This is a genomic window from Nocardiopsis potens DSM 45234, assembly GCF_000341105.1.
GTDB classification, from domain to species: domain Bacteria; phylum Actinomycetota; class Actinomycetes; order Streptosporangiales; family Streptosporangiaceae; genus Nocardiopsis_A; species Nocardiopsis_A potens.
Window position 1 is genome coordinate 88,810 of the sequence record NZ_ANBB01000002.1, and the last position, 14,946, is coordinate 103,755.

Consider the following 14,946-nt stretch of genomic DNA (forward strand, 5'->3'; position numbering starts at 1 on the left):
CTCGGAAAGCGGATAATTTTGCCGCTTCCCCCTGGTCTGCGCGGCCCCGGGCGGGCAGACTGGGCACGTGCGTATCGTTATCGCCCCAGACAAGTTCGCCGGCACCCTGAGCGCGATCGAGGCCGCCGAGGCCGTCGCCCTGGGCTGGCGCGACAGCCGTCCCCAGGACGAGGCGGCCACCGTCCCGCTCTCCGACGGCGGACCGGGCTTCGTCGAGGTGCTGCACGCGGCCCTCGGCGGCAAGACCGTCACCGAGCGCGTCACCGGCCCGCTCGGCGAGACCGTCACCGCCGACTACCTGCTCGACGGGGAGACCGCCTACATCGAGAGCGCCCAGGCCTGCGGCCTGCACCTGGTCCCCCAGGACCGACGCGACCCCGGCCGCACCACCAGCCGCGGCGTCGGCGAGCTCATCGCCCGCGCGGTGGCCGCCGGCGCCCGCACGGTCGTCGTCGGCCTCGGCGGCAGCTCCACCAACGACGGCGGCGCGGGCATGCTCGCCGCGCTCGGCGCGGCCCCCGGCGACTCCCTGGACCGGGGCGGCGCCCCGCTGGCCGCGGTCTCCGCGGTCGACCTGGAGCCGGCCCGCCGGGCCGTGCAGGGGGTCCGCCTGGTCGCCGCCACCGACGTGGACAACCCGCTGCTCGGCGAGCACGGCGCGAGCGCCGTGTTCGGCCCGCAGAAGGGCGCCGACCCCGAGCAGGTGCGCGCCCTGGACGCCGCCCTCACCGCGTTCGCCGAGGCCACCGACCCGCTCGGCGGGCTGCGGGTGGAGCCGGGCGCGGGCGCGGCGGGCGGCCTCGGCTTCGCCCTGCTGCTGCTCGGCGGGACCGTCGAGTCCGGGGTGGCCCGGGTGCTGTCCGCCGTCGACCTGGACGGCCTGGCCGCCGGCGCCGACCTGCTGATCACCGGGGAGGGCTCGTTCGACTTCCAGTCGCTGCGCGGCAAGCTCCCGCACGGTGTGGCGCAGGTCGCCGCGGCGCACGGGCTGCCCTGCGTGGTCACCGCCGGAGCGGCCTCGGTCGACCCGGAGGAGGCCGCCGCGGCCGGCGTCACCGCCACCTACTCCCTGGTGGAGTCGGCCGGATCCAAGGAGGCGGCGATGGCCCGCTCCGCCGAGGAGCTGCGCGCCCTGGCCGCCTCCATCGCCTCCGGGGTGCCGGAGAGCCTGGGCGGCTGATGGCGGGGCGGCCGGAGAGGACCTAACCTGGATGGAGCAGCACGGCGCGTCCCGCGTGCCGCCGCGGGCGGGAATGCCCTTCCGGGCCGCGGTGTTGAGGAACGCTGAGGAGCACCAGGCCGCCTCGGCGGCCGCCCACGCCTTTTGGAGGAGCTAGCAGATGACGGTTAAGACCGACGAGGCCACGGCGCAGGGGATCATCCTGACGGACGACGCGTCGGGCAAGGTCAAGGCCCTTCTCGACCAGGAGGGGCGCGACGACCTGCGGCTGCGCGTGGCGGTCCAGCCCGGGGGCTGCTCCGGCCTGCGCTACCAGCTGTTCTTCGACGAGCGCGAGCTCGACGGCGACGTGGTGGCCGACTTCAACGGCGTCGAGGTCGTCACCGACCGGATGAGCGCGCCCTACCTCATCGGCGCCACCATCGACTTCGTGGACACCATCGAGAAGCAGGGGTTCACCATCGACAACCCCAACGCCACCGGCTCCTGCGCCTGCGGCGACTCCTTCAACTAGCCGGTCCACGGCACCGCAGGGCCCGCGCAGCCGAGCGCGGGCCCTGCTTTCGTGCGCGCACCCCTCCGCACCCCCTAACCCGGGCCCGGCCCCGGGCAGGGCCCTCCCTGGGAGCGCCGAAGGCTATGTAGGGTGGTTCACCGTCCAGAATCTCCCCGACTGCAAGGAGCACTTCGAGTGCGCATCGCGGTTACCGGTTCGATCGCCACCGACCACCTGATGACCTTCGAGGGGCGTTTCGCCGAACAGCTGATCGCCGACCAGTTGGAGCAGGTCTCCCTGTCGTTCCTGGTCGAGGAGCTGGATGTGCGCCGCGGCGGTGTCGCGGCCAACATCAGCTTCGGCATGGGCCGCCTCGGGCTCAGGCCGCTGCTCGTCGGATCGGCCGGCGCCGACTTCGACGAGTACCGGGCCTGGCTGGAGCGGCACGGAGTGGACACCGCCTGCGTCCGCATCTCCGACCGCAGGCACACCGCGCGCTTCGTCTGCACCAGCGACCGCGACCAGAACCAGATCGCCTCCTTCTACGCGGGCGCGATGACCGAGGCCCGCGAGATCGACCTGGGCGCCCTGGTCGAGGAGCACGGCATCGAGCTGGCCCTGATCGGCGCCGACGACCCGCAGGCGATGCTGCGGCACAGCGACGCCTGCCGGGACCGCGGCCTGCCGTTCGCCGCCGACCCCTCCCAGCAGCTCGCCCTGATGGACGGCGAGGACGTCCGCCGCCTCATCGACGGGGCCGCCTACCTGTTCACCAACGAGTACGAGAAGGCCCTCGCAGAGCAGAAGACCGGCTGGACCGACGAGGAGATCCTGGACCGCGTCGGCATCCGGGTGACCACCCTGGGGGGCAAGGGCGTCCGGATCGACCGCAAGGGCGAGCCGCCGATCAGCGTCGACGCCGCCGAGGTCGCCACCAAGGCCGACCCCACCGGCGTCGGCGACGCCTTCCGGGCCGGCTTCCTCGCCGCCACCGCCTGGGGCCTGCCGCTGGAGCGCGCCGCGCAGGTCGGCAACGCCACCGCGGTGCACAGCCTGGAGGTCGACGGGCCGCAGGAGTACGAGCTGACCAAGGCCGGGCTGCTGGCCCGGATCTCGGCCAGCTACGGCGAGCAGAGCGCCGCCGAGGTCGAACCGCACCTGTGACCGGCCCCGCCGGGACCGCCGCGGCCCCCGCCCCGACCGGGCGGGGGCCGCGGCGCTTCCCGGGGGCCTCCGGGGAGGCCCGCGGTGCGCGGCGCGCGCCCGCCGCCGGTGCACGGCGCCCGGAGTGGTCGGGGCATCCCCCTCGACCGCGTAAAGTAGAGGCTCGACCCGCATGCCCGGACCGAACGCCGGCCGCCTCACGGCGGACGGCCGCGCCGCGCGTGCACGACCAGGCCCCGCGCTGAGATGCGCGGCGGCTTCCAGTCAACGCCAATGCCGCCGCGGCGGGGGTCGGCCGCGCCGGCGCGGGAACGGCGCCGCCCTCGGGCGGCCGGGGCCGTCGTCCGACGCCTCCCAGAACTAGGCGAGCCTTACCTGGGATTCCCTACGCAAGCAATCCAGTACGGAGGACTTCAATGCGCTACACCGGACCTAAGGTGCGGTTGTCCCGGCGCGCGGGTACCCCGCTGACCCGTAAGGCGGTCAGCTACTTCGAGAAGCGGCCCTACCCCCCGGGTGAGCACGGCCGCCGCGTCCGCCGCTCCACCAGCGACTACGCGGTCCGCCAGGCGGAGAAGCAGAAGCTGCGCTGGTACTACGACCTCTCCGAGAAGCAGCTGGCCCGCGTCTACGAGACCGCCAAGAAGCGGACCGGCCGCACCGGTGAGGAGATGATCGCCGAGCTCGAGCTGCGCCTCGTCACCGTGGTGCTCCGCTCCGGCCTGGCGCCGTCCATCTACGCGGCCCGCCAGTTCGTCACGCACGGCCACATCACCGTGGACGGCAAGAAGGTCGACATCCCGTCCTACCGGGTGAAGCCGGGCCAGATCGTCTCGGTCCGCGAGAAGTCGCGCCAGATGGTGCCGTTCGTCGAGGCATCCGAGGGCGTGCACGCCGACGACAAGATCGCCGGCTACCTCGCGGTGAGCCACAAGGACCTGCGCGTCGCGGTCGTCGACCGCCCCAAGCGCGACCAGGTCCCGGTGCCCTTCGACGAGCAGCTCGTCGTCGAGTACTACGCGCGCTAGAGCCGGAGGCTCTGCCGCGGCGGGGGCCGCGTCCCGGAAGGGGCGCGGCCCCCGCGCCGTTCCCGGGGAGCCCCGGCGCGGAGCCGGGGCCGCCCGGGCCCGCGCCGGGGCGTGACGACGAACGTCACCATGGTCACGGAACGGCCACGGCGCCGGAGCGGGCGCCGCGGCGCGGAGCCTCGGCCGCCGTCCGCCGGCTCAGTAGGCCCGCCGGATGAGGAACGCGCTGCCGCGCTCCAGCGGCACCTCCGCGACGAAGCCGTGCAGCTTCAGCCTGCACCACGCCGGGATGTCGGCGGAGGCCGCCGGATCGTCCGCGGTCACCGCGATCACCGACCCGATCGGCACCTCGTGCAGCCGCGCCGCGAGCATGATGATCGGGATCGGGCACTTCCGCCCGACCGCCTCCACCGTCACCAGCGGCCGCTCGTCCGCCTCCGGTCTCCTGTGCCTGCCCGCCATGCGCCTCCCGCCCGGGGCGCGGCCAGGGGAGCCGCGCCCGTCGTATCCCAATCTTTACCCCCGCCCCCGGCAAAGGGGCACCCGGTTAAGGGTGCTGTAAAACCAGCGATACTCTCGCCTTAGTCCGCGCCCTGTCCGACCGGGAAGGCCCGACGGAGCGGGGACGGGGAACGGCGGAAACGGCATCGTGACCGCCGCTCCCGGCCGTACGGACCGCCCAGGCGGGACGGGGGCCGGGGACGGAGGAGAGGCCGCGCGCACCCGCGGGGAGGCCGCTCGGGACGGCAGCGGAGACACGCTGGCCCGGCAAGCCCGTGACCGGTGGAGCGAACGGTCCGCGATAATGTTTCCCCTTGACAAGCTTTGGATATACGACCGCCCGCGCTTCGGCTGCGGGCATCACCGCTGGGAAGGCAATCCGTGAGTCCGACCCGCCATAGGAATCGGCGCGCCGCACTGCGCCGATGGGCACCACGTGGCGCCGTGCTCGCCGCGTTGGGACTGGCCGCGACCGGGTGCGCGTCGAACGAGTTCACTCGTTTGGGTGTGCCTGAGCCGATCACCGAGCAGGGGCAGCGCGTCCTCGCGCTGTGGCAGGGCTCGTGGGTGGCGGCGTTCGCGGTCGGCATTCTCGTGTGGGGGCTGATCATCTGGTCGATCATCTTCCACCGCAAGCGCTCTGAGCAGCTGCCGCCGCAGGTGCGGTACAACATGCCCATCGAGGCGCTCTACACCGTGCTCCCGATCGTGGTGATCGCGGTGCTCTTCTACTTCACCGCGCGCGACCAGACCTACCTGCTGGAGACCGACGAGAAGGCCGACACCAACGTCGAAGTCGTCGGCTTCCAGTGGAGCTGGGAGTTCAAGTACCTGGACCAGTCCAAGGCCGAGGCCCTGGAGGAGGCGGAAGCCGCCGCCGAGGCCGAGGGCAAGGAGGCCGACGAGGTCGACCCCGAGGAGGCCCAGCCGGAGACCCTGTTCTCCGAGGTCGGCACCCCGGACCAGATGCCGACCCTCGTGCTGCGCGAGGGCGACGTCGTCCACTTCGACCTGCACAGCCCGGACGTCATCCACTCGTTCTGGGTCCCGGCGTTCGCGTTCAAGATGGACGTCATCCCGGGCCACGACAACGAGTTCCAGGTCAAGGTCAACGAGGGAACGGCCGGCACCTACATGGGCCGCTGCGCCGAGCTCTGCGGCGTCGACCACACCCGGATGCTCTTCAAGGTCGAGGTCATGGAGCCGGAGGCCTACGACGCCTGGTACGCCGAGCAGGAGGCGGCGGCCGAGGCCGAGGCCGCTGCGGCCGCCGAGCAGGAGGCCGCCGACGAGCAGGCCTCCGAGGAGGCCGCCGAGGCCGCCGGCTCCGAGCAGCAGGACGGGGGCCAGCAGGGCCGGGACGAGGAAGAGGACGCCCAGGGCGCCTCCTCCGAGGAGGAGCAGCAGGACGGCTCCGACTCCGCCGGCCAGGCCGAGGGCTCCCAGAACGAGGAGGCAGGCCACTGATGGCTACGGCTACCCAGTCTCAGGCCGTCAAGCGGCCGACGACCCGCAAGGGGTCGATCATCGTCAGCTGGCTGACGTCGACCGACCACAAGGTCATCGGGTACATGTACCTGATCACCTCGTTCGGGTTCTTCATCTTCGGCGGCATCCTGGCGCTGCTCATGCGCGCCGAGCTGTTCTACCCGGGACAGCAGGTGATGTCGTACGAGCAGTTCAACCAGATGTTCACCATGCACGGCACGATCATGCTGCTGATGTTCGCGACGCCGCTGTTCGTGGGCTTCTCCAACATCATCATGCCGCTGCAGATCGGCGCGCCCGACGTGGCGTTCCCGCGGATCAACCTGTTCGGGTACTACCTGTACCTGTTCGGTTCGCTGATCGCCGTCGGCGGGTTCCTGACCCCGGGTGGCGCGGCGAGCTTCGGCTGGTTCGCCTACACCCCGCTCTCCGACGCGGTCCGCTCCCCGGGCCTCGGCGGCGACCTGTGGATCCTCGGCCTGGCCGTCAGCGGTCTGGGCACCATCCTCGGTGCGGTCAACTTCATCACCACCGGGCTGTGCATGCGCGCCCCCGGTATGACGATGTTCCGGATGCCGATCTTCACCTGGAACACGATGCTCACCAGCGTGCTGGTGCTGATCGCGTTCCCGGTGCTGACCGCGGCGCTGATCGCGCTGGGCGCCGACCGGATGATCGGCACCCACGTCTACGACCCGGCGCACGGCGGCGCCATCCTCTGGCAGCACCTGTTCTGGTTCTTCGGCCACCCGGAGGTCTACATCATCGCGCTGCCGTTCTTCGGCATCGCGACCGAGATCCTGCCGGTCTTCAGCCGCAAGCCGATCTTCGGCTACAAGAGCCTGGTGGGCGCGACGATCGCCATCGCCGGCCTGTCGGTCACCGTGTGGGCGCACCACATGTTCCCGACCGGCGCCGTGCTGCTGCCGTTCTTCTCCTTCATGACGTTCCTGATCGCCGTCCCGACCGGCGTGAAGTTCTTCAACTGGATCGGCACCATGTGGCGCGGCCAGATCGTGATGGCCACGCCGATGCTGTTCACCATCGGGTTCCTGGTGACCTTCCTGTTCGGCGGCCTGACCGGCGTCCTGCTGGCCTCCCCGCCGATCGACTTCCACGTCACCGACTCCTACTTCGTGGTGGCCCACTTCCACTACGTGGTGTTCGGCACCGTGGTCTTCGCGATGTTCGCCGGGTTCTACTTCTGGTGGCCCAAGTTCACCGGCAAGATGCTCAACGAGGGCCTGGGCAAGCTGCACTTCTGGGGCCTGTTCCTCGGGTTCCACATGACGTTCCTGGTGCAGCACTGGCTGGGCGCCGCGGGCTTCCCGCGCCGCTACGCCTACTACCTGCCCACCGACGGGTTCACCGAGCTCAACCTGATCTCCTCCATCGGCGCCTTCATCCTGGGCATCTCCACGCTGGTGTTCTTCTGGAACATGTGGGTCACCCACCGCAAGGCGGAGAAGGTCGAGGTCGACGACCCGTGGGGCTACGGCTGCTCGCTGGAGTGGGCGACGTCCTGCCCGCCGCCGCGGCACAACTTCACCTCGCTGCCGCGGATCCGCTCCGAGCGGCCGGCCTTCGACCTGAACCACCCGCACGCGGCGGCCCCTGGAGCGGCCCCCGCAGCAGCAGGATCCGGGAAGTAGGGCGCACACCATGAAGATGCAGGCATATCTGTTTATGGGCGTCTCGACCTTCTTCGGCCTGGCGGCGGCGCTCTACGGCTACTGGGGCTGGGCCGCCGAGGGGAAGATCGAGTGGACGGGCTTCGTCGCCCTGATCGTCTCGATCGGCTTCGGCTGGATGATCGGCTTCTGGCTCTGGCAGTCCGCCCGCCGCAGCGAGCGGTTCCACGGCCTGCCGCCGGAGGAGCGCCTGGACGGCGACATCGCCGAGAACGCCGGCGAGTACGGGTTCTTCAGCCCGCACAGCTGGTGGCCGCTGTTCGTGGCGCTGTCCGTGGCCTTCACCGCGGTCGGCGTGGCGATCGGCTGGTGGATGGTCTTCCTCGGCTTCTTCGCGATCATCCTCACCGCGATCGGCTGGGTCTTCGAGTACTACCGCAAGGAGTTCCAGCACTAGCGGCGCACCTCGTGTGACCAACCTCGGCCCGCCCGCTTCCCCTGTGCCACAAGGGGAGGGGGCGGGCCGAGGTATTCTTTTGGGACGGCCCGCCGACCGTCGACCGCTGGTCCGGTACGGGCCGCTTCGACCACCCGGTTTCGGAACTTTCTCCTCGGCGCGGACGTCCCACCCAGACGCGCACTGGGTGCCTCCGTGCGCGAGAGTCTGGAGGGCGTACCTGTGAAGCTCACTGCGAACCCGTCCGCGGCCCGCGGGCTCGGCGCGGGACTGGCCGGGACCGTGCTGCTGCTCACGGCCGCCTGCTCGGGGTCGGAAGGCGCGGACCCGGCCGGGGCGGGGAGCGGTGCCGACTCGGTCAAGGTCACCATCACCCCCGAGGACGGCAGCGCGGACGTCCGCCCCGACCTTCCCCTCAAGGTCGAGGCCGAGGGCGGCACCATCAGCGACGTCAAGGTCGAGCAGAAGGCCGCCGGCGGTGAGCAGGACGGGGAGCCCACCGAGGCCGACGAGGTCACCGGGGCGCTGAACGAGGACGAGACCGCCTGGGTCGCGGACTGGAACCTGGTCCCCGGTGCGGAGGTCACCGTCACCGCGGTGGCCAAGGACGGCGAGTCGGGCGAGGAGAGCGAGTTCACCTCGGAGTTCACCACCCTCCAGGCCGAGGAGGGGGCCCGGCTGGAGCTCCAGTCCAACTTCCCCACCAGCGGCGACACCGTCGGCGTGGGCATGCCGCTCATCGTCAACTTCGATCTGCCGGTGCAGAACAAGGCGCGGGTGGAGAACTCCATGGAGGTCGTCTCCGAGCAGCCCAACGAGGGCTCCTGGGCCTGGCTGGACGACCAGACCGCGGTGTTCCGCCCCAAGGAGTACTGGGAGCCGAACCAGAAGATCCGGGTCAACCTGCGGCTGGCCGGCGTGGAGGCCTCGGACGGCGTGTACGGGGTCGAGAACCACCAGCTCAACTTCGAGGTCGGCCGCGAGCAGATCAGCACCATCGACAGCGACACCCACCGGATGGTGGTCGAGCAGGACGGCGAGCAGGTCAAGGACTTCCCGGTCAGCATCGGCCGGGCCGACACCCGCGCCTACACCACCACCAGCGGCACCCACCTGACCATGGAGAAGTACGAGGAGCTGGTGATGGACTCCTCCACGGTCGGCGTCCCGGTGGACAGCCCGGAGGGGTACAAGCTGGACGTGGACTACGCCGTCCGCTTCTCCAACAGCGGCGAGTTCACCCACTCCGCCCCGTGGAACAACTCGCTCGGCGAGGCCAACCTCAGCCACGGCTGCCCGAACATGGCCCCCGCGGACGCCAAGTGGTTCTACGAGAACTCCTACATGGGCGACCCGCTGATCGTGGAGAACACCGACCGCGAGCTCGAGTGGGACAACGGGTGGGGCTTCTGGCAGCTCTCCTGGGAGGAGTGGCAGGAGAAGAGCGCGACCGGCGAGCCGGACCGCACCGACGACACCGGCACCCCGGGCGAGGTCCACGGCGACCCGCAGGAGTGACCCCCGGGGCCCCTTCGGCCCGCACGGCTCTCACAGGCCCCTCACCGCACGGTGGGGGGCCTTTCCCGTGCGCGGCGGCCCCCCAGGCCGATCCGAGGGGCGGGAGCGGCAGCGGGCGGCTCAGCGCGCCGGGGCGCGGGGGCGGAGGAACGGACCGCCCGGCGGGGGAGGGGAGCGGAGCACGGGAACGCCGAGAGGCCCGGCCCCCTCTTCGGGGACCGGGCCTCTCGGCTCGGGCGCGCGGGCGGGGCCGGAGCCCTACCCGCCGGGCCGCGCTCAGTGCGTCTGAGCGGGCTCCTTCTCCTCCGCCGCACCGTGGTGCAGGTGGTGGCCGGTGTGGGCCTCCACCCCCTCGAAGGAGACGTTGTCCTTCGTGTACCAGTGGGCGAGCTTGGCGCGGAGCCGGCCCTTGAGGCCGCGGGCGGCCGGGGCCTCCACACCGTTGGCGTCGGTGGCCGCCTCGATCGAGGAGATGGTCTCCGCGTCGATCCGGTCCACCTCCTCCTTGCTCTCCAGCACGTGCACGGTGTCCGCCGAGGACTCCTTGTGGACCTCGATGAACTCACCGCTGGGCAGCTGCTGGATGGTGCCGCTCTCGTAGCCGTGCTCCAGCGTCTCCCGGTCCCGGCGCTGCAGGCCGAGGCAGATCCGCTTGGCGACGATGAACCCGATGATCGGGCCCACGATCACGGCGACCCGGAAGAAGTAGGTCGTCCAGTACAGGCTGATGGAGAACGTGTGCGACAGGATGTCGTTCGACCCCGCCAGCCAGAGCAGGCCGTAGAACACGATGCCGGCCACGCCGACACCGGTGCGGACCGGGGCGTTGCGCGGGCGGTCGGCGACGTTGTGCGCACGGTGGTCCCCGGTGATCCACCGCTCGATGAACGGCCAGGCGCCCAGTCCGCCGAAGATCAGACCCGGAACGACCAGGCCCGGGACCAGCACGCCGATCGGGACCGCGTACCCGAAGATCTGGAAGTCCAGCCAGTTCGGGAAGATCCGCAGCGAGCCCTCCATGAAGCCCATGTACCAGTCGGGCTGGAGACCCGAGGTGATGGACGTCGGCGTGAACGGGCCGAACAGGTGGATCGGGTTGATCTGCACGAAGGCACTGAGGCCCACCGTCACCGCGAACACGAAGAAGAAGAACCCGCCGGCCTTCACCGCGAAGCCCGGGAACATCGGGGTGCCCACGACCTTCTTGTTGGTGCGGCCGGTGCCCGGGTACTGGGTGTGCTTCTGGTGCCACAGGATCATGAAGTGCGCCGCGATGAGCGCCAGCAGGATCCCCGGGATCAGCAGGATGTGCAGCATGTACAGCCGGGAGATGATGTCCTCGCCGGGGAACTCCCCGCCGAACAGGAACATCGAGACATAGGTTCCGACCAGCGGCAGGGCGAGCATGACGCCCTGCAGGATCCGGACGCCCATGCCGGACGGCAGGTCGTCGGGGAGCGAGTAGCCGAAGAGGCCCTCGATCATCGCCAGGGTGAAGATCCCGACGCCGATCAGCCAGTTGATCTCGCGCGGCTTGCGGAACGCACCGGTGAAGAACACCCGCAACATGTGCACCACCAGCGACGCGACGAAGATCAGCGCCGCCCAGTGGTGGATCTGCCGGACCAGGAAGCCGCCCCGGACACCGAAGTCGATGTGCAGGGTCGAGGCGTAGGCCTCGCTCATCAGCACGCCGTTCAAGCGCTCGTAGGGACCGTCGTAGACGATCTCCTGCATGCTGGGCTTGAACCACAGGGTCAGGAAGACACCGGTGACCAGCAGGATGATGAACGAGTACAGCGCGATCTCGCCGAGCATGAACGACCAGTGGTTCGGGAAGACCTTGCGCAGGTTCTTCTCACCGGTCTTGGCGAGGTGGAAGCGGTCGTCGATGAAGTTTCCGACGCCGCGGAGCGCCTTGGGCGCCTGAGAATCGGTGCTCATCGGCTAGTCCCCCTTCTCCGCGTCCCAGAACGTCGGGCCGACCGCACTGGAGAAGTCGCCCTTGGCGATGAGGTACCCCTCGTCGTCGACACCGATGGGCAGCTGCGGCAGCGGCCGGTGCGCCGGGCCGAAGACGACCTTCGCGCCGTCGGTGGCGTCGAACGTCGACTGGTGGCACGGGCACAGGATACGGTGCGAGCCCCGCTCGTACAGGGCCGCAGGGCAGCCCACGTGCGTGCAGATCTTGGAGTACGCGATGATCCCGTCGTGGGTCCAGTTCATCTGCTGCTCGCTCATCCCGGGCTTGAAGTCGCCCTCGGGGATCTTGATCAGCATGATGACGGTCTTGGCCTGGTCGTTCAGGCTGAGTCCGTGCGGGTGCTCCTCGTTGTGCGGGTACTCCGGGAAGGCCGTGACCATGGAGCCGTCCTCGGCGAGGTCGGACGCCTTGATCAGCTGGTTGGTCCCCTCGACGACCATCCGGGTGCCGTCTTCCCACAGCGTCTTCTTCAGCTTGTCGCCGGGGAGCGGGCCGGTGTCGCGGAGCAGCACGATCGGGGCCAGGCCCAGCGGCACCATGGAGAGCAGCAGCGTCCGCCGGAGCAGCGGCCGCTTGGTGAAGCCGCTCTCGTCGGCGCTCTTCATGAAGAACTCGCTGAACGAGCCCTTCTCCTCCGGGGAGGAGGGGAGCTCGTCGTAGGGCGAGGAGACCTCGTAGTGCGGCATGATCCGCCGCGCCCACACCGTCATGCCGGCGCCGATGCCGAACAGGGCCAGGGCGAGCGTGCCGCCCAGCGCCATGTTCGAGTACTGCGCGATCTGCGGGTCGGCGATGGCCTGCTCGCCCTCGGCGTTCGGCCCCCACGCGAAGTAGGCGACGAAGAAGCCGATGCCGGCGAGGAAGGCGATGAGGAACCAGACGGCGGCGGTCTTCTCCGCGCGCCGCTGCTCCTCCTCGCTGTGCTTGTGCGTCTCCTCCGCGGGATAGGGGCCCGCGTGCTCGCGGCGCGGTTCGTCCGCGCCGGAGACGATCGTCTCGCCCTCCGCGGAGGACGGCGTCCCGATGACCCGGTCGTCGGGGCCGCCGGAGGCTCCGGAGGCGTTGGTGTCGTTGTTATCAGTCATGGGCTCGCTGCTTCGCGGTGATCCAGATCGCGCACGCGATGATCAGGGTCAGACCGACCGTCCAGCCGATCAGGCCCTCGGCGACCTGGCCCACCCGGTTCAGGGCGAAGGGGCCGCCGGCGTCCGGCTCGGCCTGGAGGTCCTTCACGTAGGCGATCAGCTCCTGCTTGTCATCGGGGTTGATCGCCAGGTCGTTGAACACGGGCATCTGGCCCGGGCCGGTGACCATGGCCTCGTAGATCTGGCGCGGCGTGGCGTCGGTGAGCTCCGGGGCCCAGTGGCCGCCGGTCAGACCGCCGCCGGCGCCCGACCACGAGTGGCAGTGCGCGCAGTTGGCGAGGTAGAGCTTCATGCCGGCCTCGACGTCGTCGGCGCCGGCGATGTAGGCGTCGTACTCCGCCTTGTACTCCTCGTTGGCCTTCTCGTAGGCCTCTTCGCTCTCGAAGTCCTCGCGGAGCGGGGCGTCGCCGGGGACGTCCACCGGGACCGCGGGGCCCTTGCCGATCTCCTGCTCGTAGAAGGCGATCAGGTTGTCGATCTCGGAGCGGGAGAACGCGGGGTACTTCCGGGGCATCTGCGCGTCGGGGTTGCTCGACGGCATGCGGCCGGTGCTCACCTGGAAGTCGATCGCGGCGCCGCCGGCGGTGGTGATGTCGGGGGCGTTGCCCGACCCCCCGCCGTTCAGGCCGTGGCAGCTCGCGCAGCTGCGGTTCCAGATGTCCCTGCCCTCGGAGACGTCGACGGCCCCCTCTTCGGGGCCGCTGCTCTGCGCTGCGAGGACCTGTGCTTCAGCCCGTTCGGCGTTGGGCGCCAGGGCGGCGTACCCGACGCCGAACACGGCGAGCGCGAGTAGGACGACGACGTACCCCGCAAGGGGATGCCGTCGCCGCGCGGTAATCCATTTCACGGTTTCCCCGTTTCGGGTTACTGGATGAAGTAGATGGTTGCGAACAGAGCGACCCAGACCACGTCGACGAAGTGCCAGTAGTAGGACACAACGATGGCGCTCGTGGCCTGCTGGTGGGTGAAGCGCTTCGCGGCGTACGTACGTCCGAGCATGATCAGGAACGCGATCAGACCGCCGATGACGTGGAGGCCGTGGAAGCCGGTGGTCAGGTAGAACATCGAGCCGTAGGCGCTGGACTGCAGAGTCAGGCCCTCGTGCGCGATGAGCTCGTAGTACTCGTAGGCCTGCCCCAGAACGAAGACGAGGCCCATGAGGAACGAGATGAAGAACCACTTGCGAAGCTTCCGGACATCACCGCGCTCAGCGGCCCAGACGCCGAACTGAGCGGTGAAGCTGGAGGCCACCAGGATGACGGTGATGGTCAGGGCCCACGGCACGTTCAGGTGAGCGGCTGGCCACTCGCCGAGGTCCGGGTTGCCCTTGGTCACCGATCGGATGGTGTAGTACATCGCGAACAGCGCTGCGAAGAACATGAGCTCGTTGGCCAACCACACGATGGTGCCAACGCTCACCAGGTCAGGACGCTTGGCCGCACCATGTACTGGTGTCGGTGCTGTTTCTTGGTTCGCGGTTGCTGTCGCCACGCCTGCATTATTGCGGCATCTGGCGGGGGTTGGTGCACGACCCCCCGTAAGGCGCCGGTTCGGCGCTGAACTGCGGCGCGGCCCGTCGCCGGGCCGTGATGCCCCCGTTATCTCCCGCCGCCCCGAAACGGGGCCGGAAGGCCGGTTCGGGCGGGTTCGCGGTCTTCGGTGGTCTCATCTGTGTCACGGAGGGGCGTTTCCGCGCCCTCCCGGCGTGGCCCGGATCGCACGGGCGGTGGCATCCTGTCGTGTCGAAGGTCTCAAGGCAATAGGCTCGGTCACAACCGCGGTGTGGCGAAGAACCGCCACGCGACAAGTGAGGGACGGTCCGATATGGGTAACGCCGCCAGCTCCTCCACTCCAGCGGACGGCGCGGCCGCCGCGCAGGGCCCCGCGGTGCGGGTGCTCGTCTACAGCGACAAGGCCGATACGCGCGAGCAGGTCCGCCTGGCCGTCGGCCGGCGCCCGGCGGCGGACGTGCCCCGGGTCGAGTTCGTCGAGTGCGCCACCGCGGCGGCGGCGCTCAAGCGGCTCGACGACGGCGGCGTCGACGTGTGCGTCTTCGACGGCGAGGCCGCCCCCACCGGCGGCATGGGCCTGTGCCGCCAGGCCAAGGACGAGATCTACCGCTGCCCGCCGGTGCTGCTGCTCATCGGCCGCCGCGACGACGGCTGGCTCGCCACCTGGTCGCGGGCGGACAAGGTGGTCAGCCACCCGATCGACCCGGTCGCCCTGGCCGAGTCGCTGGCCGAGCTGATGCGCGGCCTGTCCGCCGGGCTCGCGGCGGCGCAGGGCCGCCGGTAGGCTCGGGAACCGGGCCCCGGCGCGCCGGGGCCCGATCCGCAGATCCACGGAACGGACTC

General features: G+C 70.3%; 14 protein-coding genes. 9 read left to right on the forward strand and 5 right to left on the reverse strand.

The genetic code is table 11. The features are described from left to right. Positions 1–67: 67 nt before the first annotated feature. The 4 genes from D459_RS0100755 to rpsD all read left to right on the forward strand — a co-directional run bounded on the left by D459_RS0100755 (position 68) and on the right by rpsD (position 3,868). Positions 68–1,180, forward strand: a complete 1,113-nt coding sequence (locus D459_RS0100755) for a glycerate kinase family protein (RefSeq protein WP_017591070.1) — start codon at positions 68–70, stop codon at positions 1,178–1,180. Positions 1,181–1,340: 160 nt separating this feature from the next. Continuing rightward, on the forward strand, positions 1,341–1,694 hold the full coding sequence (locus D459_RS0100765; protein ID WP_017591072.1) for a HesB/IscA family protein: 354 nt from the start codon (positions 1,341–1,343) through the stop codon (positions 1,692–1,694). 177 nt (positions 1,695–1,871) lie between these two features. Next, on the forward strand, positions 1,872–2,840 hold the full coding sequence (locus D459_RS0100770) for a carbohydrate kinase family protein (protein ID WP_017591073.1): 969 nt from the start codon (positions 1,872–1,874) through the stop codon (positions 2,838–2,840). Between the two features lie 416 nt (positions 2,841–3,256). Beyond that, positions 3,257–3,868: a 30S ribosomal protein S4 gene (gene rpsD / locus D459_RS0100775; protein ID WP_017591074.1), complete on the forward strand. Its 612-nt coding sequence runs from the start codon at positions 3,257–3,259 to the stop codon at positions 3,866–3,868. A gap of 198 nt (positions 3,869–4,066) precedes the next feature. Here rpsD and D459_RS0100780 read toward each other — a convergent pair whose 3' ends face one another. Beyond that, positions 4,067–4,330 carry a sulfurtransferase TusA family protein gene (locus D459_RS0100780; RefSeq protein WP_017591075.1) on the reverse strand — a complete coding sequence of 88 codons (264 nt, stop codon included), beginning with the start codon at positions 4,328–4,330 and terminating at the stop codon, positions 4,067–4,069. A 420-nt stretch (positions 4,331–4,750) separates the two neighbouring features. Between D459_RS0100780 and ctaC the strand changes: the two genes are divergently transcribed. The 4 genes from ctaC (at position 4,751) to D459_RS0100805 (ending at position 9,463) form a co-directional block, all read left to right on the forward strand. After that, positions 4,751–5,836 carry an aa3-type cytochrome oxidase subunit II gene (gene ctaC / locus D459_RS0100785; protein ID WP_449289436.1) on the forward strand — a complete coding sequence of 362 codons (1,086 nt, stop codon included), beginning with the start codon at positions 4,751–4,753 and terminating at the stop codon, positions 5,834–5,836. Beyond that, entirely contained in the window at positions 5,836–7,509 is a 1,674-nt protein-coding gene (gene ctaD, locus D459_RS0100795; RefSeq protein WP_040708736.1) for an aa3-type cytochrome oxidase subunit I, read from the forward strand. The genes ctaC and ctaD overlap by 1 nt, the downstream gene beginning before the upstream one ends. A gap of 10 nt (positions 7,510–7,519) precedes the next feature. Then, positions 7,520–7,945, forward strand: a complete 426-nt coding sequence (locus D459_RS0100800; RefSeq protein ID WP_026119937.1) for a cytochrome c oxidase subunit 4 — start codon at positions 7,520–7,522, stop codon at positions 7,943–7,945. Positions 7,946–8,167: 222 nt separating this feature from the next. After that, on the forward strand, positions 8,168–9,463 hold the full coding sequence (locus D459_RS0100805) for a L,D-transpeptidase (RefSeq protein ID WP_017591080.1): 1,296 nt from the start codon (positions 8,168–8,170) through the stop codon (positions 9,461–9,463). A 276-nt stretch (positions 9,464–9,739) separates the two neighbouring features. On the opposite strand, the gene qcrB is transcribed toward D459_RS0100805, so the two are convergent. The 4 genes from qcrB to ctaE are packed head-to-tail and all read right to left on the reverse strand — an operon-like array spanning position 9,740 to position 14,083. Next, on the reverse strand, positions 9,740–11,407 hold the full coding sequence (gene qcrB / locus D459_RS0100810) for a cytochrome bc1 complex cytochrome b subunit (RefSeq protein ID WP_017591081.1): 1,668 nt from the start codon (positions 11,405–11,407) through the stop codon (positions 9,740–9,742). A 3-nt stretch (positions 11,408–11,410) separates the two neighbouring features. After that, the gene (gene qcrA / locus D459_RS0100815; RefSeq protein WP_017591082.1) at positions 11,411–12,532 is read right to left on the reverse strand and encodes a cytochrome bc1 complex Rieske iron-sulfur subunit; all 1,122 of its coding nucleotides are present in this window, start codon (positions 12,530–12,532) and stop codon (positions 11,411–11,413) included. Next, on the reverse strand, positions 12,525–13,439 hold the full coding sequence (qcrC, locus tag D459_RS0100820; protein ID WP_081620392.1) for a cytochrome bc1 complex diheme cytochrome c subunit: 915 nt from the start codon (positions 13,437–13,439) through the stop codon (positions 12,525–12,527). Before qcrC ends, qcrA begins: the two co-directional genes overlap by 8 nt. 17 nt (positions 13,440–13,456) lie before the next feature. Beyond that, entirely contained in the window at positions 13,457–14,083 is a 627-nt protein-coding gene (gene ctaE / locus D459_RS0100825) for an aa3-type cytochrome oxidase subunit III (protein WP_169558442.1), read from the reverse strand. 333 nt (positions 14,084–14,416) lie between these two features. Here ctaE and D459_RS0100830 point away from each other — a divergent pair, with 333 nt between their 5' ends. Further along, complete coding sequence (locus tag D459_RS0100830; RefSeq protein ID WP_017591085.1) at positions 14,417–14,887, forward strand: hypothetical protein; 471 nt, start codon at positions 14,417–14,419, stop codon at positions 14,885–14,887. Positions 14,888–14,946: the final 59 nt, after the last annotated feature.

What these genes read in the sequence shown, in the direction of transcription:
- D459_RS0100780 (WP_017591075.1), bottom strand. Translation starts at nt 4,330, where the DNA reads ATGGCGGGCAGGCACAGGAGACCGGAGGCGGACGAGCGGCCGCTGGTG.
- D459_RS0100800 (WP_026119937.1), top strand. Translation starts at nt 7,520, where the DNA reads ATGAAGATGCAGGCATATCTGTTTATGGGCGTCTCGACCTTCTTCGGC.
- D459_RS0100830 (WP_017591085.1), top strand. Translation starts at nt 14,417, where the DNA reads ATGGGTAACGCCGCCAGCTCCTCCACTCCAGCGGACGGCGCGGCCGCC.
- ctaD (WP_040708736.1), top strand. Translation starts at nt 5,836, where the DNA reads ATGGCTACGGCTACCCAGTCTCAGGCCGTCAAGCGGCCGACGACCCGC.
- qcrA (WP_017591082.1), bottom strand. Translation starts at nt 12,532, where the DNA reads ATGACTGATAACAACGACACCAACGCCTCCGGAGCCTCCGGCGGCCCC.
- qcrB (WP_017591081.1), bottom strand. Translation starts at nt 11,407, where the DNA reads ATGAGCACCGATTCTCAGGCGCCCAAGGCGCTCCGCGGCGTCGGAAAC.
- rpsD (WP_017591074.1), top strand. Translation starts at nt 3,257, where the DNA reads ATGCGCTACACCGGACCTAAGGTGCGGTTGTCCCGGCGCGCGGGTACC.
- D459_RS0100765 (WP_017591072.1), top strand. Translation starts at nt 1,341, where the DNA reads ATGACGGTTAAGACCGACGAGGCCACGGCGCAGGGGATCATCCTGACG.